The organism is Streptomyces scabiei 87.22 (assembly GCF_000091305.1).
Classification (GTDB): Bacteria; Actinomycetota; Actinomycetes; order Streptomycetales; family Streptomycetaceae; genus Streptomyces; species Streptomyces scabiei.
In genome coordinates this window covers 8,574,829-8,587,952 of the sequence record NC_013929.1, presented here as the reverse complement: position 1 = coordinate 8,587,952, position 13,124 = coordinate 8,574,829, and the positions used below count along the sequence as shown (strand labels likewise).

The 13,124-nt window shown below is 70.8% G+C and carries 12 protein-coding genes; 8 read left to right on the top strand and 4 right to left on the bottom strand.

Going from position 1 to position 13,124, the window contains the following annotated elements:
- Nucleotides 1-118: 118 nt before the first annotated feature.
- Complete coding sequence (gene tuf / locus SCAB_RS37175) at nucleotides 119-1,288, bottom strand: elongation factor Tu (protein ID WP_013005184.1); 1,170 nt, start codon at nucleotides 1,286-1,288, stop codon at nucleotides 119-121.
- A 513-nt stretch (nucleotides 1,289-1,801) separates the two neighbouring features.
- On the opposite strand from tuf, the gene SCAB_RS37170 reads away from it, so the two are divergent.
- Complete coding sequence (locus SCAB_RS37170; RefSeq protein ID WP_013005183.1) at nucleotides 1,802-2,584, top strand: TVP38/TMEM64 family protein; 783 nt, start codon at nucleotides 1,802-1,804, stop codon at nucleotides 2,582-2,584.
- 35 nt (nucleotides 2,585-2,619) lie between these two features.
- Here SCAB_RS37170 and SCAB_RS37165 read toward each other — a convergent pair whose 3' ends face one another.
- The 3 genes from SCAB_RS37165 to SCAB_RS37155 are packed head-to-tail and all read right to left on the bottom strand — an operon-like array spanning nucleotide 2,620 to nucleotide 5,476.
- Nucleotides 2,620-3,333, bottom strand: coding sequence for a cupin domain-containing protein (locus SCAB_RS37165; protein ID WP_013005182.1), 714 nt, complete (start codon nucleotides 3,331-3,333; stop codon nucleotides 2,620-2,622).
- Nucleotides 3,327-4,262 carry a DUF6807 domain-containing protein gene (locus SCAB_RS37160; RefSeq protein WP_013005181.1) on the bottom strand — a complete coding sequence of 312 codons (936 nt, stop codon included), beginning with the start codon at nucleotides 4,260-4,262 and terminating at the stop codon, nucleotides 3,327-3,329. Before SCAB_RS37160 ends, SCAB_RS37165 begins: the two co-directional genes overlap by 7 nt.
- Nucleotides 4,259-5,476 (bottom strand): Gfo/Idh/MocA family protein, encoded by a 1,218-nt coding sequence (locus SCAB_RS37155; RefSeq protein ID WP_173402942.1) that lies wholly within the window; start codon nucleotides 5,474-5,476, stop codon nucleotides 4,259-4,261. Before SCAB_RS37155 ends, SCAB_RS37160 begins: the two co-directional genes overlap by 4 nt.
- A gap of 356 nt (nucleotides 5,477-5,832) precedes the next feature.
- Between SCAB_RS37155 and SCAB_RS37150 the strand changes: the two genes are divergently transcribed.
- The 7 genes from SCAB_RS37150 to SCAB_RS37115 all read left to right on the top strand — a co-directional run bounded on the left by SCAB_RS37150 (nucleotide 5,833) and on the right by SCAB_RS37115 (nucleotide 12,935).
- Nucleotides 5,833-6,708 (top strand): undecaprenyl-diphosphate phosphatase, encoded by an 876-nt coding sequence (locus tag SCAB_RS37150; RefSeq protein WP_013005179.1) that lies wholly within the window; start codon nucleotides 5,833-5,835, stop codon nucleotides 6,706-6,708.
- A 455-nt stretch (nucleotides 6,709-7,163) separates the two neighbouring features.
- Complete coding sequence (locus SCAB_RS37145; RefSeq protein ID WP_225966627.1) at nucleotides 7,164-8,699, top strand: ISL3 family transposase; 1,536 nt, start codon at nucleotides 7,164-7,166, stop codon at nucleotides 8,697-8,699.
- Between the two features lie 353 nt (nucleotides 8,700-9,052).
- A complete protein-coding gene (locus tag SCAB_RS37140) occupies nucleotides 9,053-9,415 on the top strand; it encodes a MaoC family dehydratase (RefSeq protein ID WP_075693505.1) in 363 nt (120 codons plus the stop codon).
- A gap of 892 nt (nucleotides 9,416-10,307) precedes the next feature.
- Nucleotides 10,308-10,748 (top strand): ester cyclase, encoded by a 441-nt coding sequence (locus SCAB_RS37130; protein ID WP_044472782.1) that lies wholly within the window; start codon nucleotides 10,308-10,310, stop codon nucleotides 10,746-10,748.
- Entirely contained in the window at nucleotides 10,745-11,299 is a 555-nt protein-coding gene (locus tag SCAB_RS37125) for a TetR/AcrR family transcriptional regulator (protein WP_231885174.1), read from the top strand. The genes SCAB_RS37130 and SCAB_RS37125 overlap by 4 nt, the downstream gene beginning before the upstream one ends.
- A 217-nt stretch (nucleotides 11,300-11,516) precedes the next feature.
- Nucleotides 11,517-12,359, top strand: coding sequence for an alpha/beta fold hydrolase (locus tag SCAB_RS37120; RefSeq protein ID WP_006379149.1), 843 nt, complete (start codon nucleotides 11,517-11,519; stop codon nucleotides 12,357-12,359).
- Between the two features lie 123 nt (nucleotides 12,360-12,482).
- Nucleotides 12,483-12,935, top strand: a complete 453-nt coding sequence (locus tag SCAB_RS37115) for a DUF1569 domain-containing protein (protein ID WP_006379044.1) — start codon at nucleotides 12,483-12,485, stop codon at nucleotides 12,933-12,935.
- Nucleotides 12,936-13,124 lie beyond the last annotated feature (189 nt).

Genomic DNA, 13,124 nt, shown 5'->3' with positions numbered 1-13,124 from the left:
TTGTGCCGGGCCCGACCCCGGCCCGCGGACCGTCGAAGCAGCCCCGGGACGAGCACGGGGACCGCGCGACCGGCCGTGCACCGGCCCGCGGCCCCCCGCCCCGGGCGTCCTGCCCGGCCTACCGCACGGCCGTCACGGTCCCCGCCCCGACGGTCCGGCCGCCCTCGCGGATCGCGAACCCGAGACCGGGCTCCAGGGGAACCTCCCGGCCCAGCTCCACGCTCATCGTGACCCGGTCGCCGGGCCGCGCGACGGCGGTCTCCCCGAGGTCCACGTCCCCGACGACGTCCGCCGTACGGATGTAGAACTGCGGCCGGTACCCGGTGGACACCGGGGTCGACCGCCCGCCCTCGCGCGCCGACAGCACGTACACCTGCGCGGTGAAGTGCCGCCGGGGCTCCACGCTGCCGGGCGCGGCCACCACGTGCCCGCGCCGGACGGCGTCCCGGCCGACCCCGCGCAGCAGCAGCGCCACGTTGTCCCCGGCCTGCGCCTCCGCCATGGGCTTGCCGAAGGTCTCCAGCCCGGTGACGACGGTCTCCAGTTCGGCGCCGAGCACCTCGACGCGGTCCCCCACATGGATCGTGCCGCGCTCGACGGCACCGGTGACGACGGTCCCCCGGCCCGTGATCGTGAGGACGTTCTCCACGGACAGCAGGAACGGCGCGTCCAGATACCGCTCGGGCATCGGTACGTAGGTGTCCACCGCGTCGAGCAGCGCGTCGATGGACGCCGTCCACCGCGGGTCCCCTTCCAGCGCCTTGAGCCCGGACACCCGTACGACCGGTACGGAGTCGCCGCCGTAGCCGTGCGCGGTGAGCAGCTCGCGGACCTCCAGCTCGACGAGGTCGATCAGGTCCTCGTCGCCCGCGTCGGCCTTGTTCAGCGCGACGACGACGTGGTTCACCCCCACCTGCCGGGCCAGCAGCACGTGTTCGGCGGTCTGCGGCATGATCCCGTCGAGCGCGGAGACCACGAGGATCGCCCCGTCGAGCTGCGCGGCCCCGGTGACCATGTTCTTGACGTAGTCGGCGTGGCCGGGCATGTCGACGTGCGCGTAGTGCCGGGTGTCGGTCTCGTACTCGACGTGCGCGATGTTGATGGTGATGCCCCGCGCCGCCTCCTCCGGGGCGCGGTCGATGCGGTCGAACGGCACGAACGTGCCGGACCCGCGCTCGGCCAGGACCTTGGTGATGGCGGCGGTCAGGGTGGTCTTGCCGTGGTCGACGTGACCCATGGTGCCGATGTTCAGATGGGGTTTCGTGCGGACGTAGGCGGTCTTGGACATGGGGGTACCTCGAAGTCTCTTCAGCGGTACTGAGTGAGGTCCCGGCGCGACTACGGGCGCTGCCGGGACGGGGACCCCGAGGTCTGGCCGACCCTCCCCCTGCGGGGTCCGCCGGAATGTGTCCGGGAAGGGTCAGCTTCGGGCGCCGTCTGCGGCGGCCACGACGATCAGAAGGGCAGCCTTCGGGGCATCCGCGCCTGTGGCGGATGCGGCGAGAGCGAAGGCGTGCCGGAACATGTCGTCGATCATCGTCGACGGACCGGCCCCCGTCGAATGGTTTTCGGTACGGGCGGGTTCCGGGAGGGAGCCGAAGAGAGATGCTTCACAGGGGGCGCCCGTGGTGAACGGGGTCCGGGCCGGGACCGTGTTCCGGAAGGCGCAGGCGGCACGGTGCGCGGTGCCCCCGGGAGAGCCGGGCCCACCCGGGCCGGTGGGCTCCGTGGTATGCCCGCTGTGACCCCCGTGAGACGTTCCGCGGGGCGTATGGGTACACGGGTCGGTTACCGTCGACGAATGCTCGATGCCACCACCCGCTCTGGGGGCACCGCCACGGTCCTTCCCCGGACCGCCGCCACGGAGCTCGCCGTCGCCACGCCTGTCGCCCTTCCAGCCGTGCCCCTGGGACGGGCCGCCCGCTGGGGCAGAGCGCTGCTCGCCCCCTGGGCCCGCTTCTCGTTCCTCGTGGTGCTGCTCCTGGGCGCCGTGTCGACCGTCGTGCTGTTCGAGCCGCAGCGGCTGCTGGCCGACGGCTGGCCGCCCCAGCTGAGCGGTGCCGCGGCGGTCGTGATGTTCGCGGTGGCGTACGGACTGTGCACGGTCGCCTTCGTGCCCCGGCCGATCCTCAACATCGCGGCGGGCGCGCTCTTCGGTTCCCAGCTGGGTCTGGTCTCGGCGCTCGGCGGTACGGTCCTCGGCGCCGGCGTCGCCTTCGGCCTGGGCCGGATGCTCGGGCAGGACGCCCTGCGCCCCCTGCTCCGCCACCGCTGGCTGAAGTCGGCGGACGGCCAGCTCAGCCGCCACGGCTTCCGGTCGATGCTGGCGGCCCGGCTCTTCCCCGGGGTGCCGTTCTGGGCGGCGAACTACTGTGCGTCGGTCTCCCGTATGGGCTACCTCCCCTTCCTGCTGGCGACCGCGCTCGGCTCGATCCCCAACACCGCCGCGTACGCGGTCGCCGGGGCCCGGGCCTCGTCCCCGACCTCCCCGGCGTTCCTGATCGCCATGGCGTGCATCGCGGTCCCGGCCCTCATCGGAGCGGTGGTGGCCTGGCGCAAGCGCCACCACCTGCGCACCCGCTGACCTCGGGGGGCGGGAGCGCTCCGGGCGGCCGGCGCTCAGTCCCCCCGGTAGACGTCCAGGCGCCCGCACATGCCGAACTTGCCGTACACGGACGGCTCCTCGGCCCGGACCACGGCGTCGGCCAGATGCGACACGTCTCCCCGCTCCAGCCGGTCCAGCTGTTCCCCCGTCGCGGCGGCGGCGGCCCGCGCGCCCCGCTCCCAGCGCGCCCGCCACTGCGCGAGACGGGGCTTCACGAGCGCGGCTGCGGCCCGGTGGAACGCGGCGAGCGGCTCGGGGCCGGACGCCTCGCGCAGCGCCCGGTAGCCCTCCACGGCGAGGTCGCGCCGGGCGCGGGCGGCCCGCTCCTGCTCCTCCCGCGGCACGTCCGCCGGGATGCGGGTGGCCGCCGCGTAGGTCTCCGGGTCGGTCAGGTACGCCGGGGGCAGGGTGAGGACGGCGTCGCCCGCCTCCGGCAGTCCGCTGTTCTGCATGAGGACGGTGATCCGCAGGTCGCCCTCGTCGACCAGCCGGTGGATGGTGCCGGGCGTGAACCGGGCGACCGTGCCCGGCGCGAGCGGCGTGACCTCGTACCCGGAGGTGGTCAGCGTCTGCACCGCGCCCCGGCCGCCGGTGACGACGTACGCCTCCGAACAGGTCAGATGCATATGGGGAGTTCCGCCGCGGACACCGTCCGCCGCGGGCCAGTCGTAGACGCACAGGTGCGAGACCGCGACCCCGCCCGGCAGTCCCTCGAAGCCGTTCACCACGGGTGCGCCTCCAGGTACTTGGCGATCTCCCCCCGCTCCCAGGCCCCGTCCGCCACCACCACCCGGTAGCGGCGGGTGAGCGTGTCGCCGGGAGCGAGCGCCAGCTCGTCGAAGAAGGCCCAGGAGGGGGCGACGGCGGCGAAGGGCTCGTTGCGGACGAACCAGTGTGCCGGGTGGGCGCCCCCGGCTCCCGTGTGGTCGTTCTCCGGCGCGTGGGCGAAGACGAGGGTGGCGTGTCCGTCGGTACCGTCGTGCTCGCCCGAGTAGGCCAGCCAGGGCGCCTGCTCCCCCATCAGACCGGGCCCCTCGGTGTCGGGCCCGATGATCCGCCCGTCCCGGAAGGCGCGCGGGCCGCGCCAGAACAGGCCCGTGTAGCCGGCCATCTCGCGCCCGGCGGTCGTGGGGCTCCCGAACAGCAGCGGCTCGTCCCGGCGGTTGGTGATCGCGCTCGTCCAGGTCAGTGCCCAGGAACCGGCCTCGGTGTCCACGTCGTGGATCTCGATCCGGCGCTCCTCCTCGGCCCACAGCTCCCCGGTGTACGGGTGCCAGGTCAGCCGCTCGGCGATCACGACCCGCTCGCCGTCGGACTCGACGACGTCGAAGCCGGCGTGCGCCATGGAACCGACCCGCTCGGGGAGCGGCAGATAGCCCTCGCCGTGGACGTACGAGTTGCCGCCCCACAGGTTCTGGCCCGACAGGTGCGAGGCCGTCAGCTGCAGGCCCTTGTGCCAGCGGTGGTCGTTGGGCCGGAAGTCGGTGACGACGTCCCCGGCCAGCGTCCGGACCGGGTGCAGATACGGCTTCGGCGCCTCCCAGGCCGACTCCGGCCGGTAGACGTAGCTCAACAGCTCGACGCCCGTGGCGGACTCGGTGACCGTGATCCGGTCACCGTGGGCGTGGACGACGCGCAGCCCGTCGTGGAAGGTCATGCGGTGCTCTCCTCGGTCGCGTCGGCGGACACCTGGACGGTTCCGGGCGCCCACCCGGGGGCGCCTCCGTGCATGGCCGTGTAGTACGGATCGCCGGGCCCGATCTCACCGCGCCGCACGGTCACGTCGGTGAAGGCCGCCTTGTACAGGGCGGCGATCAGCTCCAGGCTCGTCCGCCCGTCGGCGCCGCTGCTGCGGGGGCGCTCGCCGGCCCGCATGCTCGCCACGAGTTCCCGCAGCTGCGCCAGGTGCGAGCTGGGCACGTCCTCGCCGAAGTCCCGCCAGGCCGCCGCGTCCGCCTCCGGGGTGCCCGGGGCAGGGGTGACGGACCAGTCGGCGTTGGAGTGGCCGTACAGATGGGTCAGTTCGACGGTGGCGCGCTCGCAGTCGATGCGGATGCGGCTGACCTCGTCGGGGCTGAGGACGCTGTTGACGACCGTGGCCAGGGCTCCGCTCTCGAAGCGCACGAGGGCCGTGGAGACGTCCTCGGTCTCCACGTCGTGGACCAGCCGGCCGGCCATCGCCCGCACTTCGCTCCATGGGCCGAGCAGGTCGAGCAGCAGGTCCATCTGGTGGATGCCGTGGCCCATGGCGGGCCCGCCGCCCTCCGTCGCCCAGCGGCCGCGCCAGGGCACGGCGTAGTAGGCGGTGTCCCGGTGCCAGGTGGTCTGGCAGTGGGCGACGAGCGGGCGTCCGAGGCTCCCGTCCGTGAGCAGCGTCCGGACGTGCCGCGCGCCGGAGCCGAAACGGTGCTGGAAGACGATCGAGGCGTACGGGCCTCCGGTCTGCGCCCCCTCCTCCGCCTCGACGGCGTCGAAGTCGGCCAGCGTCGGCACCGGCGGCTTCTCGCACCACACCCAGGCCCCGGCCCGCAGGGCGGCGATCGTCTGGTCCCGGTGCAGGGTCGGCGGGGTGCAGACGCTGACCAGGTCGGGCCGCTGCTCCTCCAGCATGCGGTCCAGATCGGTGTAGCCGTGCGGGATGCCGTGCTCCGCGCAGAACTTCGCCACCGCGTCGGCGTCGATGTCGACCGCCGCGACGACCTCGGTCTCGCCCTCCTCGGCGAGCCGTTCCAGCGCGGGCAGGTGCGAACCGCCGCCGATGGCGCCGATGCCGATGATCGCGGCACGGACACGACGGCCGGCGAGCGGGGCCGGCGGGCGGTTCGGCCGGTGGTCCGCAGCAGGGCTCGGGTCGTTGCTGGATGTGGGCATGGACGTGATCAGCACTCCATCGAACGTGACGTCGGACATCGGCCGGCGCCTGGTGGCGGGGCCCCGGCAGTCGGCGGCCCTCCCAGCGGCAAGCGCTTTCCCTCGCCAGCAAAGTATGTGCGGACATAGTGACTGGTCAACACCGCGCATTCGGCCGTTCCACGCCTCGGAACGCCCGCGCCCCACTCGTTGCGCGCACACCCCCCGCCCGGCCCCCGCGCGGCCCGGCGAAACCCCTGTGACGGGCCCGTCCCTACGGGGCGCTAGGCTGCCCCCAGCACCTGTGATCACCCGCCCCGCGGCGCGGCACGTCTTCCGTCGGCCCTCCACGATCAGCGCTTGGACCACGTAACTTCATGTCTTGGTTTGAATCCCTCATCCTCGGACTCGTCCAGGGGCTGACCGAATTCCTCCCCGTCTCCTCCAGCGCGCACCTGCGCCTGACCGCGGCCTTCTCCGGCTGGGAGGACCCGGGCGCGGCCTTCACGGCCATCACCCAGATCGGCACCGAGGCCGCCGTGCTGATCTACTTCCGCAAGGACATCGCCAACATCATCTCGGCGTGGTCGCGCTCCCTGTTCAACAAGGAACTGCGCTCCGACCACGACGCCCAGATGGGCTGGCTGGTGATCGTCGGCTCCATCCCGATCGGTGTCCTCGGCGTGACCCTCAAGGACCAGATCGAGGGCCCCTTCCGCGACCTGCGCGTCACGGCGACCATGCTGATCGTCATGGGCATCGTGCTCGGCGTGGCGGACCGCCTGGCCGCCCGCGACGAGACCGGCGGCAAGCACCGTGCCGCCAAGGAGCGCAAGGGCCTCGAACAGCTCAACATCAAGGACGGCCTGATCTTCGGCCTCTGCCAGGCCATGGCCCTGATCCCCGGCGTCTCCCGCTCCGGCGCCACGATCAGCGGTGGCCTCCTCATGGGCTACAAGCGTGAGGCCGCGGCCCGCTACTCCTTCCTGCTCGCCATCCCGGCCGTGATCGCCTCGGGCGGCTACGAGCTGAAGGACGCGATGGAGGGCGGTCATGTGTCCTGGGGGCCGACGATCTTCGCCACGGTCATCGCCTTCGTGGTGGGCTACGCGGTCATCGCGTGGTTCATGAAGTTCATCTCGCACAAGAGCTTCATGCCGTTCGTCTGGTACCGCATCGCCCTCGGTGTGGTGGTGATTGTGCTGGTCAGCATGGGTGTGCTGAGCCCGCACGCGGGCGAATCCGGCGGCTGAAACCGGGCCGCACAGGTAGCGCTGTCTAGCATTTCCTAGCGCCTGATTGCAGCATCACGCCATGATCATCTCCCACTTGTCTCCCACTCGTCTCCCACCTGGGAGGCGGGACGCACGGCCAAGTAGGGGATGACGCGGAAGGGCCCGCACGATGGTGCGGGCCCTTCCGCACAGAGGGTGGAACGCGTCATCTGAGGTTCATGTCCGGCCTAGGCCGCGACCCTCTCCACGAGGAAACGCAGCCGCTCGTCCACCGTGTCCCAGGCAGCACCCGGTGAGGTCGTCCAGCGCGGCGGCGGCCGTGAGGGTGAGCCGGCCGAGGCGCGCTTCCATGTCCTCCCACGTGTGCGTCACCTCGACTGCCTCACCAGGCGGACCCGTGCCCCGTACACCGTTATGGCGGCTCTGTTCCGTAGTCGGTGGTGACGGTTGGTGACGGGCGTCGTTGATGTTGTATGCGAGATGTCAACTCCCTCGTGGCAACGGTGTTCTCAGGGCTCTCAGCGCTGGTCATCGAGGATGTGGCGGACGACGGCGAGATGATCCGGGTCTTGGCCCGAACCCGGGATGTTCCCTTTCCCTGCTCGATGTGCGGGGTCCCGACGGGGAAGGTGCACGGATACCACGTCCGGACCGTTGCGGATGTGCCGGTCGATGGCCGCCGGGTCGTGGTCAACGTCCGGGTACGACGTCTGGTCTGCCCGGTCCTGGGCTGTCGGCGGCAGACCTTCCGCGAGCAAGTCCCTGGGCTGATCGAGCGCCTTCAGCGCCGCACCACGCGTCTGACCAGCCAGGTCTCGGGGGTGGTCAAAGAGTTATGCGGCCGGGCGGCTGCCCGGCTCACCCGGTTACTGGCCGTGCCCGTATCGTTCGCCACCGCCCTGCGGGTGCTGCGGGCAATACCCCCGCCGACGCTGCGGATCCCGAGGGTGATCGGGGTCGATGACTTCGCCCTGCGCCGCCGGCACCGCTACGCCACGCTCATCATCGATGCCGAGACCGGGGAACGCGTCGACGTCCTGCCCGACCGGGAAGCCGCCACATTGGAGGCTTGGCTGCACGGGCAGAAAGGGATCGAAGTCGTGTGCCGGGACGGCTCGGCCACCTACGCCGAGGCGATCCGCCGGGCCTTGCCCGACGCGGTGCAGGTCAGCGACCGCTGGCATCTGTGGCGGAACCTGTGCGACAAAGTTCTGGCCGAGGTCCGCGCCCACGCCCCCTGCTGGGCCACCGTCAACCCGCCCCGGCCCGGCGGCGTCCGCGAGCAGACCACCCGCGAGCGCTGGCATAAAGTCCACGCCCTCCTTGACTCCGGCGTGGGCCTGCTCGACTGCTCCCGCAGACTGAACCTCGCCCTGAATACCGTCAAGCGCTACGCCCGCATCCCTGAACCGCCCGCGGATCGCATCGCCCCCCGCTACCGGCCCACCCTTGTCGACCCCTACCGCGACCACCTGCGCCGACGCCGTGCCGAGGAACCCGCCGTCCCGGTCACCCATCTCCTCGAAGAGATCCGGAAGTTGGGCTATACCGGCAGTGCCAACCTGCTGGTCCGCTACCTCAATCAGGGCCGCGCTGAAGGCGACCGCCCCGTGACAACCCCCCGCCGCGTCGCCCGGCTCCTGCTCACCCACCCCGAGCACCTGTGGACCAAGGACACCGACCTGCTCGGCCTCCTCACCGCGGCGTGCCCGGAGATGACCGAACTCGCCCGACTCACCGGCGAGTTCGCCGCGTTCCTTACCCCGGCCCATGGCAACAACGACAAGCTCTCCCGGTGGATCGCGACAGTCCGCACCGCTGGCCTGCCCCACCTGCTCAGCTTCTGTAACGGCCTCGAACTCGACCGCGCCGCCGTGAACGCCGGCCTCACCCTGCCCCACCACAACGGCCGGACCGAGGGCGTCAATACCCGAACCAAGAAGATCATGCGGCAGATGCACGGCCGAGCAGGATTCGACCTCCTCCGTCACCGCATCCTCCTGCAATGAGGAGAACGCACCGTCACCACCGACTACGGAACAGAGCCCGATTGCTGACACGTCCTCAGGCCGATAAACAGGGGCAGCCACGCGCCGTGGACCATTACTGGGCATTCCGGGTCAGCGGGTGCGGGCCACCAGTGGCGGTGCTGGTGGAGAAGGCGTCAACACTGAAGGGGCGGCAGCGCCAGGCCACCCAGGCTTCCGGGGCTCGTCCAGCGAGCGGTGCAGCAGGCGCCCAGCGTTGTGGACCAGGTACGCGACGACGCCAGCAGCGTCACATTGCTGTGTTCAGGGGACCGCGTCCGGCACCTGAACAGCGGTGGCGGTGAGTGCCGCCGTAGCGCCCGCCCCAGAATGACATCGACCGTTTCGCCGATGTCACCGGCGATCACCAGTGGATCCACCTCGACCCGAACAAGGCCGCGAAGGGCCCGTACGGAACGACGGTCGCCCACGGCTATCTGGTCCCGTCCCTCGTCCCCATGCTCCTGTCGGAAGCCGCGCGGACCGAGGGGCTGACCGCCGCCATCAACTACGGCAGCAACAAGGTCCGTTGCCCGGCCCTCACACCCGTGAACTCCCAGGTGAGGGGCATGGTGGAGCTGACGGAACTGCGGCGCGGACCGCAGGGAGCCCAGGCCGTCCTCCGCGTCACCGTCGAGCGGCGGGGCGGCGACAAGCCTGTGTGCGTCGCCGAAGTCGTTGCAGTGCTCTTCGAGTGAACCCACAGAGGAGAAAGCTGACATGAGAACCCCTCCCTCATAGCGGAGGGAGGCATCACCCCGTCGGCGACCTCCTCCCCACGGAGACCAGCCGCGGCATCTTCCCCTTCGGCGGCGTCACCACCCCACCGTTCGACCCGGTCTGCCTCCGGCCAACCAAGGCAGCGCCCTCCTCGACAAGCGGCGGCTGGGCGAACTGGCCGTCCAGCGAGTCGGCCAACTCCCCGCAGGCGAACTGCCACCCCCTATCGTCCCGATACCAAACTTGGATGTCCGCGGCACGCCGTGACTCACCCTTTACCTCGATCCGGCAGCGAGGTTCGGGCGCTGAGCGACTCGGCGGTTCGCTCGCAATGTCCCCTGCAGTCGGGGGTGGGCCGTCGCGTGACGCTGCGGCTGCGCCGGGCTCCACGGGCCCGGGGTGGTGCGGGTCTCCCCCGTTCTGGTCTTCGTCGGGACAGGACCGACGGTCGGGTGACGGCGGGAAGTTCAGAGAGTCGCCGCCCGCAGGTGGTGAACGCGTTGGCCCAGGGCCAGGTGGCCTCGATGCGGAGCAGGCGGCGGGCGTGCTTCGCGATGCGGGCCCGCAGGCGGCAGAGGCGAAAGCGCCTGGTGCCGGGCTCGGCATCGACCAGATCGGCGTGGTCGCGCACCGCCAGGAGCCTCACCCAGGCGTCGCGGTCGGCGGTCAGGTTGGCGGAGAGCATCCAGCCGCAGTTCCCATCCCAGGACTCGGGTGGGAGGTCAATCAGGCCCATCACCTTGTTCGTGGGGCACCCGGTCCTCAGTTCGCTTCGCTGTAGTCGTCACCGCGGATGATGCCCCAAGGCAAGCCCCCACCTTGGGCCAACCGGCCCTTGGCTCGCATCTTACTTACCTGTAAGTTAGAAGCATGGTTACCACCGTGGCCGAAGTGGCCGCATCAGACATCAAGGCCCTTGAGGCGTTCTGCGATCGATGGGAGAGGGCTTGGAACGAGCACGATGGCGATGCCGCGGCGGCGTTGTGCGCCGAAGACCTGGTGTACGACGAGCCGGCGCTCGGTGAGACGGCACACGGCCCCGACAGCCTCCGCGCCTTCGTGACGCAGATGGCACAGGCCTTTCCCGACTACTCGTTCACGCGTATGGGGTTGTACGGGGAGGTGACGCGGCGGGCCGTGCTGGTGGCGTGGCGCTTCTCGGGGACCCTCGCCGGCACGGGGCAGCGCGTGGAGTTCCACGGTGACGACCGTCTGGAGCTGGGAGAGGACGGGCTGATCCACGCCTACCGGTGCCTGTACGACCACCGCTTCGTGCTGAGTCAGATCGGCCGCGCGAAGGCCGAGAAGTGACCGAGCCCGGCCGCACCCGTAAGCCGGCGTCGGTGCGGCGGGCTGAGATCATGGAGGCGGCCGACGCTGAGTTCGCCCGGAAAGGACTGTCGGGGGCGGGCATCGAGGCGATCGCCGCACGGGTCGGCATCTCCCATCCCCGCATCGTGCAGATGTTCGGCTCGAAGCGTGATCTGTTCCTTCAGGTCGTACACGCGGCCTACGACGGGATCGAGGCCACCTTCGAGAGCGCCGAACCGACGCTGAGCGCGCTCGGTGACGCCTACCGGCATCTCCTGCAGAGCCGACCCACTGTCGGCCTCGTCCTGTTGCAGGCTTATGCCGCGTCAGGCGACGCGGTGGTCCAGGAGTCGGTACGGCGGCGCCAGCTCGACCTCCAGCAGACCATCACCCGTCTGACGGGCGCCGACCCGATGCAGGTGCGCTCCTTCTTGGCCACCGGTCTCGTCCTGACGGTCTCCACCGTGCTGGACCTGCCTGAACGGCGCACCGACACGGAGTGGGGCGCCTGGATCATCGGCCGCACGGACCCACCCACCGACGAGCCATGAGGCGCAAGCGGCGACAGAACTGATGCGCCCTGAGGGGCACCCGCAGCGCCGCGACACCGCGCGATCGACGAGCCGTCACCCTAGGTCGCCGCAGCTGTCGCCGCATCTCCACCCGCCGGCTCGTCCTGGCGGTGGCTCTTTCGGCGCTGCTCGGCAGCGGAGCGTTCGTGGGCACGATGCCCCGACGGGGCGCCCACCTTCCCGAAAAGGATGCACCATGACAGAACACCTTGAAATCCCATCGGCTTCAGGCACCTTCGACGCGATCGCAGCAGGACCCGCCGACGGGCGCCCCGTCCTGCTCCTGCACGGCTTTCCCCGGACCGCCGTCCTCTGGGAAGAACAAGTGGCCGCGCTGGGTGACCAGGGCTTCCGCGCGGTCGCGCCCGACACCCGCGGCTATTCGCCAGGTGTGCGCCCGATGCGTGCCGACGCGTACGGGGTGAGCGAACTGGTCGGGGACGTTCTGGCGGTGGCCGACGCACTCGCCTGGAACCGCTTCGACCTCGTCGGACACGACTGGGGCGGCGCCATCGCCTGGTGGACCGCGGCCCGGCACGCCGAGCGACTGCGCACGCTCACCACCGTGTCGACGCCGCATCCCAACGCGCTGGGCGAGGCACATCGCACCGACGACGACCAACGCCGTCGCTCCCAGTACCAGCAGGACTGGCGCAGCCCCGACACAGAGGCCCGCTTCCTCGCGGACGACGCCGCGCTCCTGCGTTCCCTCTACCAGGGCAAGGTTGCCGACCATCACGTCGACTCATACGTACAGCGTCTGTCCGAACCCGGTGCGCTGAGCGCGGCCCTCAACTACTACCGCGCCGACCGGCCTGACGCCGCGGTCGGGAAGATCCAGGTACCCACGCTCTACGTCTGGGGCACCGAGGACGTCGCGCTCGGGTCCACCGCAGCTCATGCCACAGAAAAATGGGTGAGCGGCCCCTACTCGTTCCACGCACTGCAAGGCATCAGTCACTGGGTCCCCGATGAGGCTCCCGAGGTCCTCACCAGCCTGATCATCGACCACCTGAACGAGCATGCACCGGCGCTCTGACGCAGTAGTCAGTACCAGTGCTTGCCCAGCGAGCGGGGAGTGCCCGGCATGGGCCTGCCGCCAGGGGCGGGACCGACGTCGGGGCCCTGGCCGTCGAGCATGCAGGAAACGGAATCTTGCGATATGACCTCACTCACCCTCGTCCAGCTCACTGAACGGCTCCGCAAGGACCTCGGTCGCCCCGAGCGTGACCTGCTGGCGCCGGGCAGCGCCTGGAACCTGTCCCAGACACTGCAGCACTGTGCCCAGACCGTCCGCTACTCCGTCTCCGGTTATCCCAAGCTCAAGCCCGCCCTGTTCCGGGCGACGGCAGGCGCTCTGGCCAAGTGGGTCTTCCTGCGCCGCGGAGCGATGAAGCACCCGCTCGGCGCGGAGATCGACGGAGCGCCGCCGCTGGACCCGGGCCTGCCGGTGAGCGAGGCCGCGGCCGGCTTCACGGACGCGGTGGCCCTGTTCACCGGCCACACCGGAGAACACGCCCCCCACCCCGCCTACGGACGCTGCACACACGACGAGTTCGCGCGGCTGCATACCATGCACCTCGCCGAACACCTCCCGGGACTGGCCCATGCCTGACACTGCTCCCGCCGGTGCTCGTTCATCGTGACGCAGGACGTGCGCGACGCCGTTCTGCGGCCGGGCGAATTCACCCTCCGCACGAAGCTGACAGTTCCCATCGAACGGGCCATGGCTCGCCCTGCCGTGATCATGGCCCCGACGGCAGTCGCACGAAGCTGACGCCGTGGGCGACTCGGCGTGACACGC

What these genes read in the sequence shown, in the direction of transcription:
- tuf (WP_013005184.1), bottom strand. Translation starts at nt 1,288, where the DNA reads ATGTCCAAGACCGCCTACGTCCGCACGAAACCCCATCTGAACATCGGC.
- SCAB_RS37170 (WP_013005183.1), top strand. Translation starts at nt 1,802, where the DNA reads ATGCTCGATGCCACCACCCGCTCTGGGGGCACCGCCACGGTCCTTCCC.
- SCAB_RS37160 (WP_013005181.1), bottom strand. Translation starts at nt 4,262, where the DNA reads ATGACCTTCCACGACGGGCTGCGCGTCGTCCACGCCCACGGTGACCGG.
- SCAB_RS37155 (WP_173402942.1), bottom strand. Translation starts at nt 5,476, where the DNA reads ATGCCCACATCCAGCAACGACCCGAGCCCTGCTGCGGACCACCGGCCG.
- SCAB_RS37150 (WP_013005179.1), top strand. Translation starts at nt 5,833, where the DNA reads ATGTCTTGGTTTGAATCCCTCATCCTCGGACTCGTCCAGGGGCTGACC.
- SCAB_RS37145 (WP_225966627.1), top strand. Translation starts at nt 7,164, where the DNA reads ATGCGAGATGTCAACTCCCTCGTGGCAACGGTGTTCTCAGGGCTCTCA.
- SCAB_RS37130 (WP_044472782.1), top strand. Translation starts at nt 10,308, where the DNA reads ATGGTTACCACCGTGGCCGAAGTGGCCGCATCAGACATCAAGGCCCTT.
- SCAB_RS37120 (WP_006379149.1), top strand. Translation starts at nt 11,517, where the DNA reads ATGACAGAACACCTTGAAATCCCATCGGCTTCAGGCACCTTCGACGCG.
- SCAB_RS37115 (WP_006379044.1), top strand. Translation starts at nt 12,483, where the DNA reads ATGACCTCACTCACCCTCGTCCAGCTCACTGAACGGCTCCGCAAGGAC.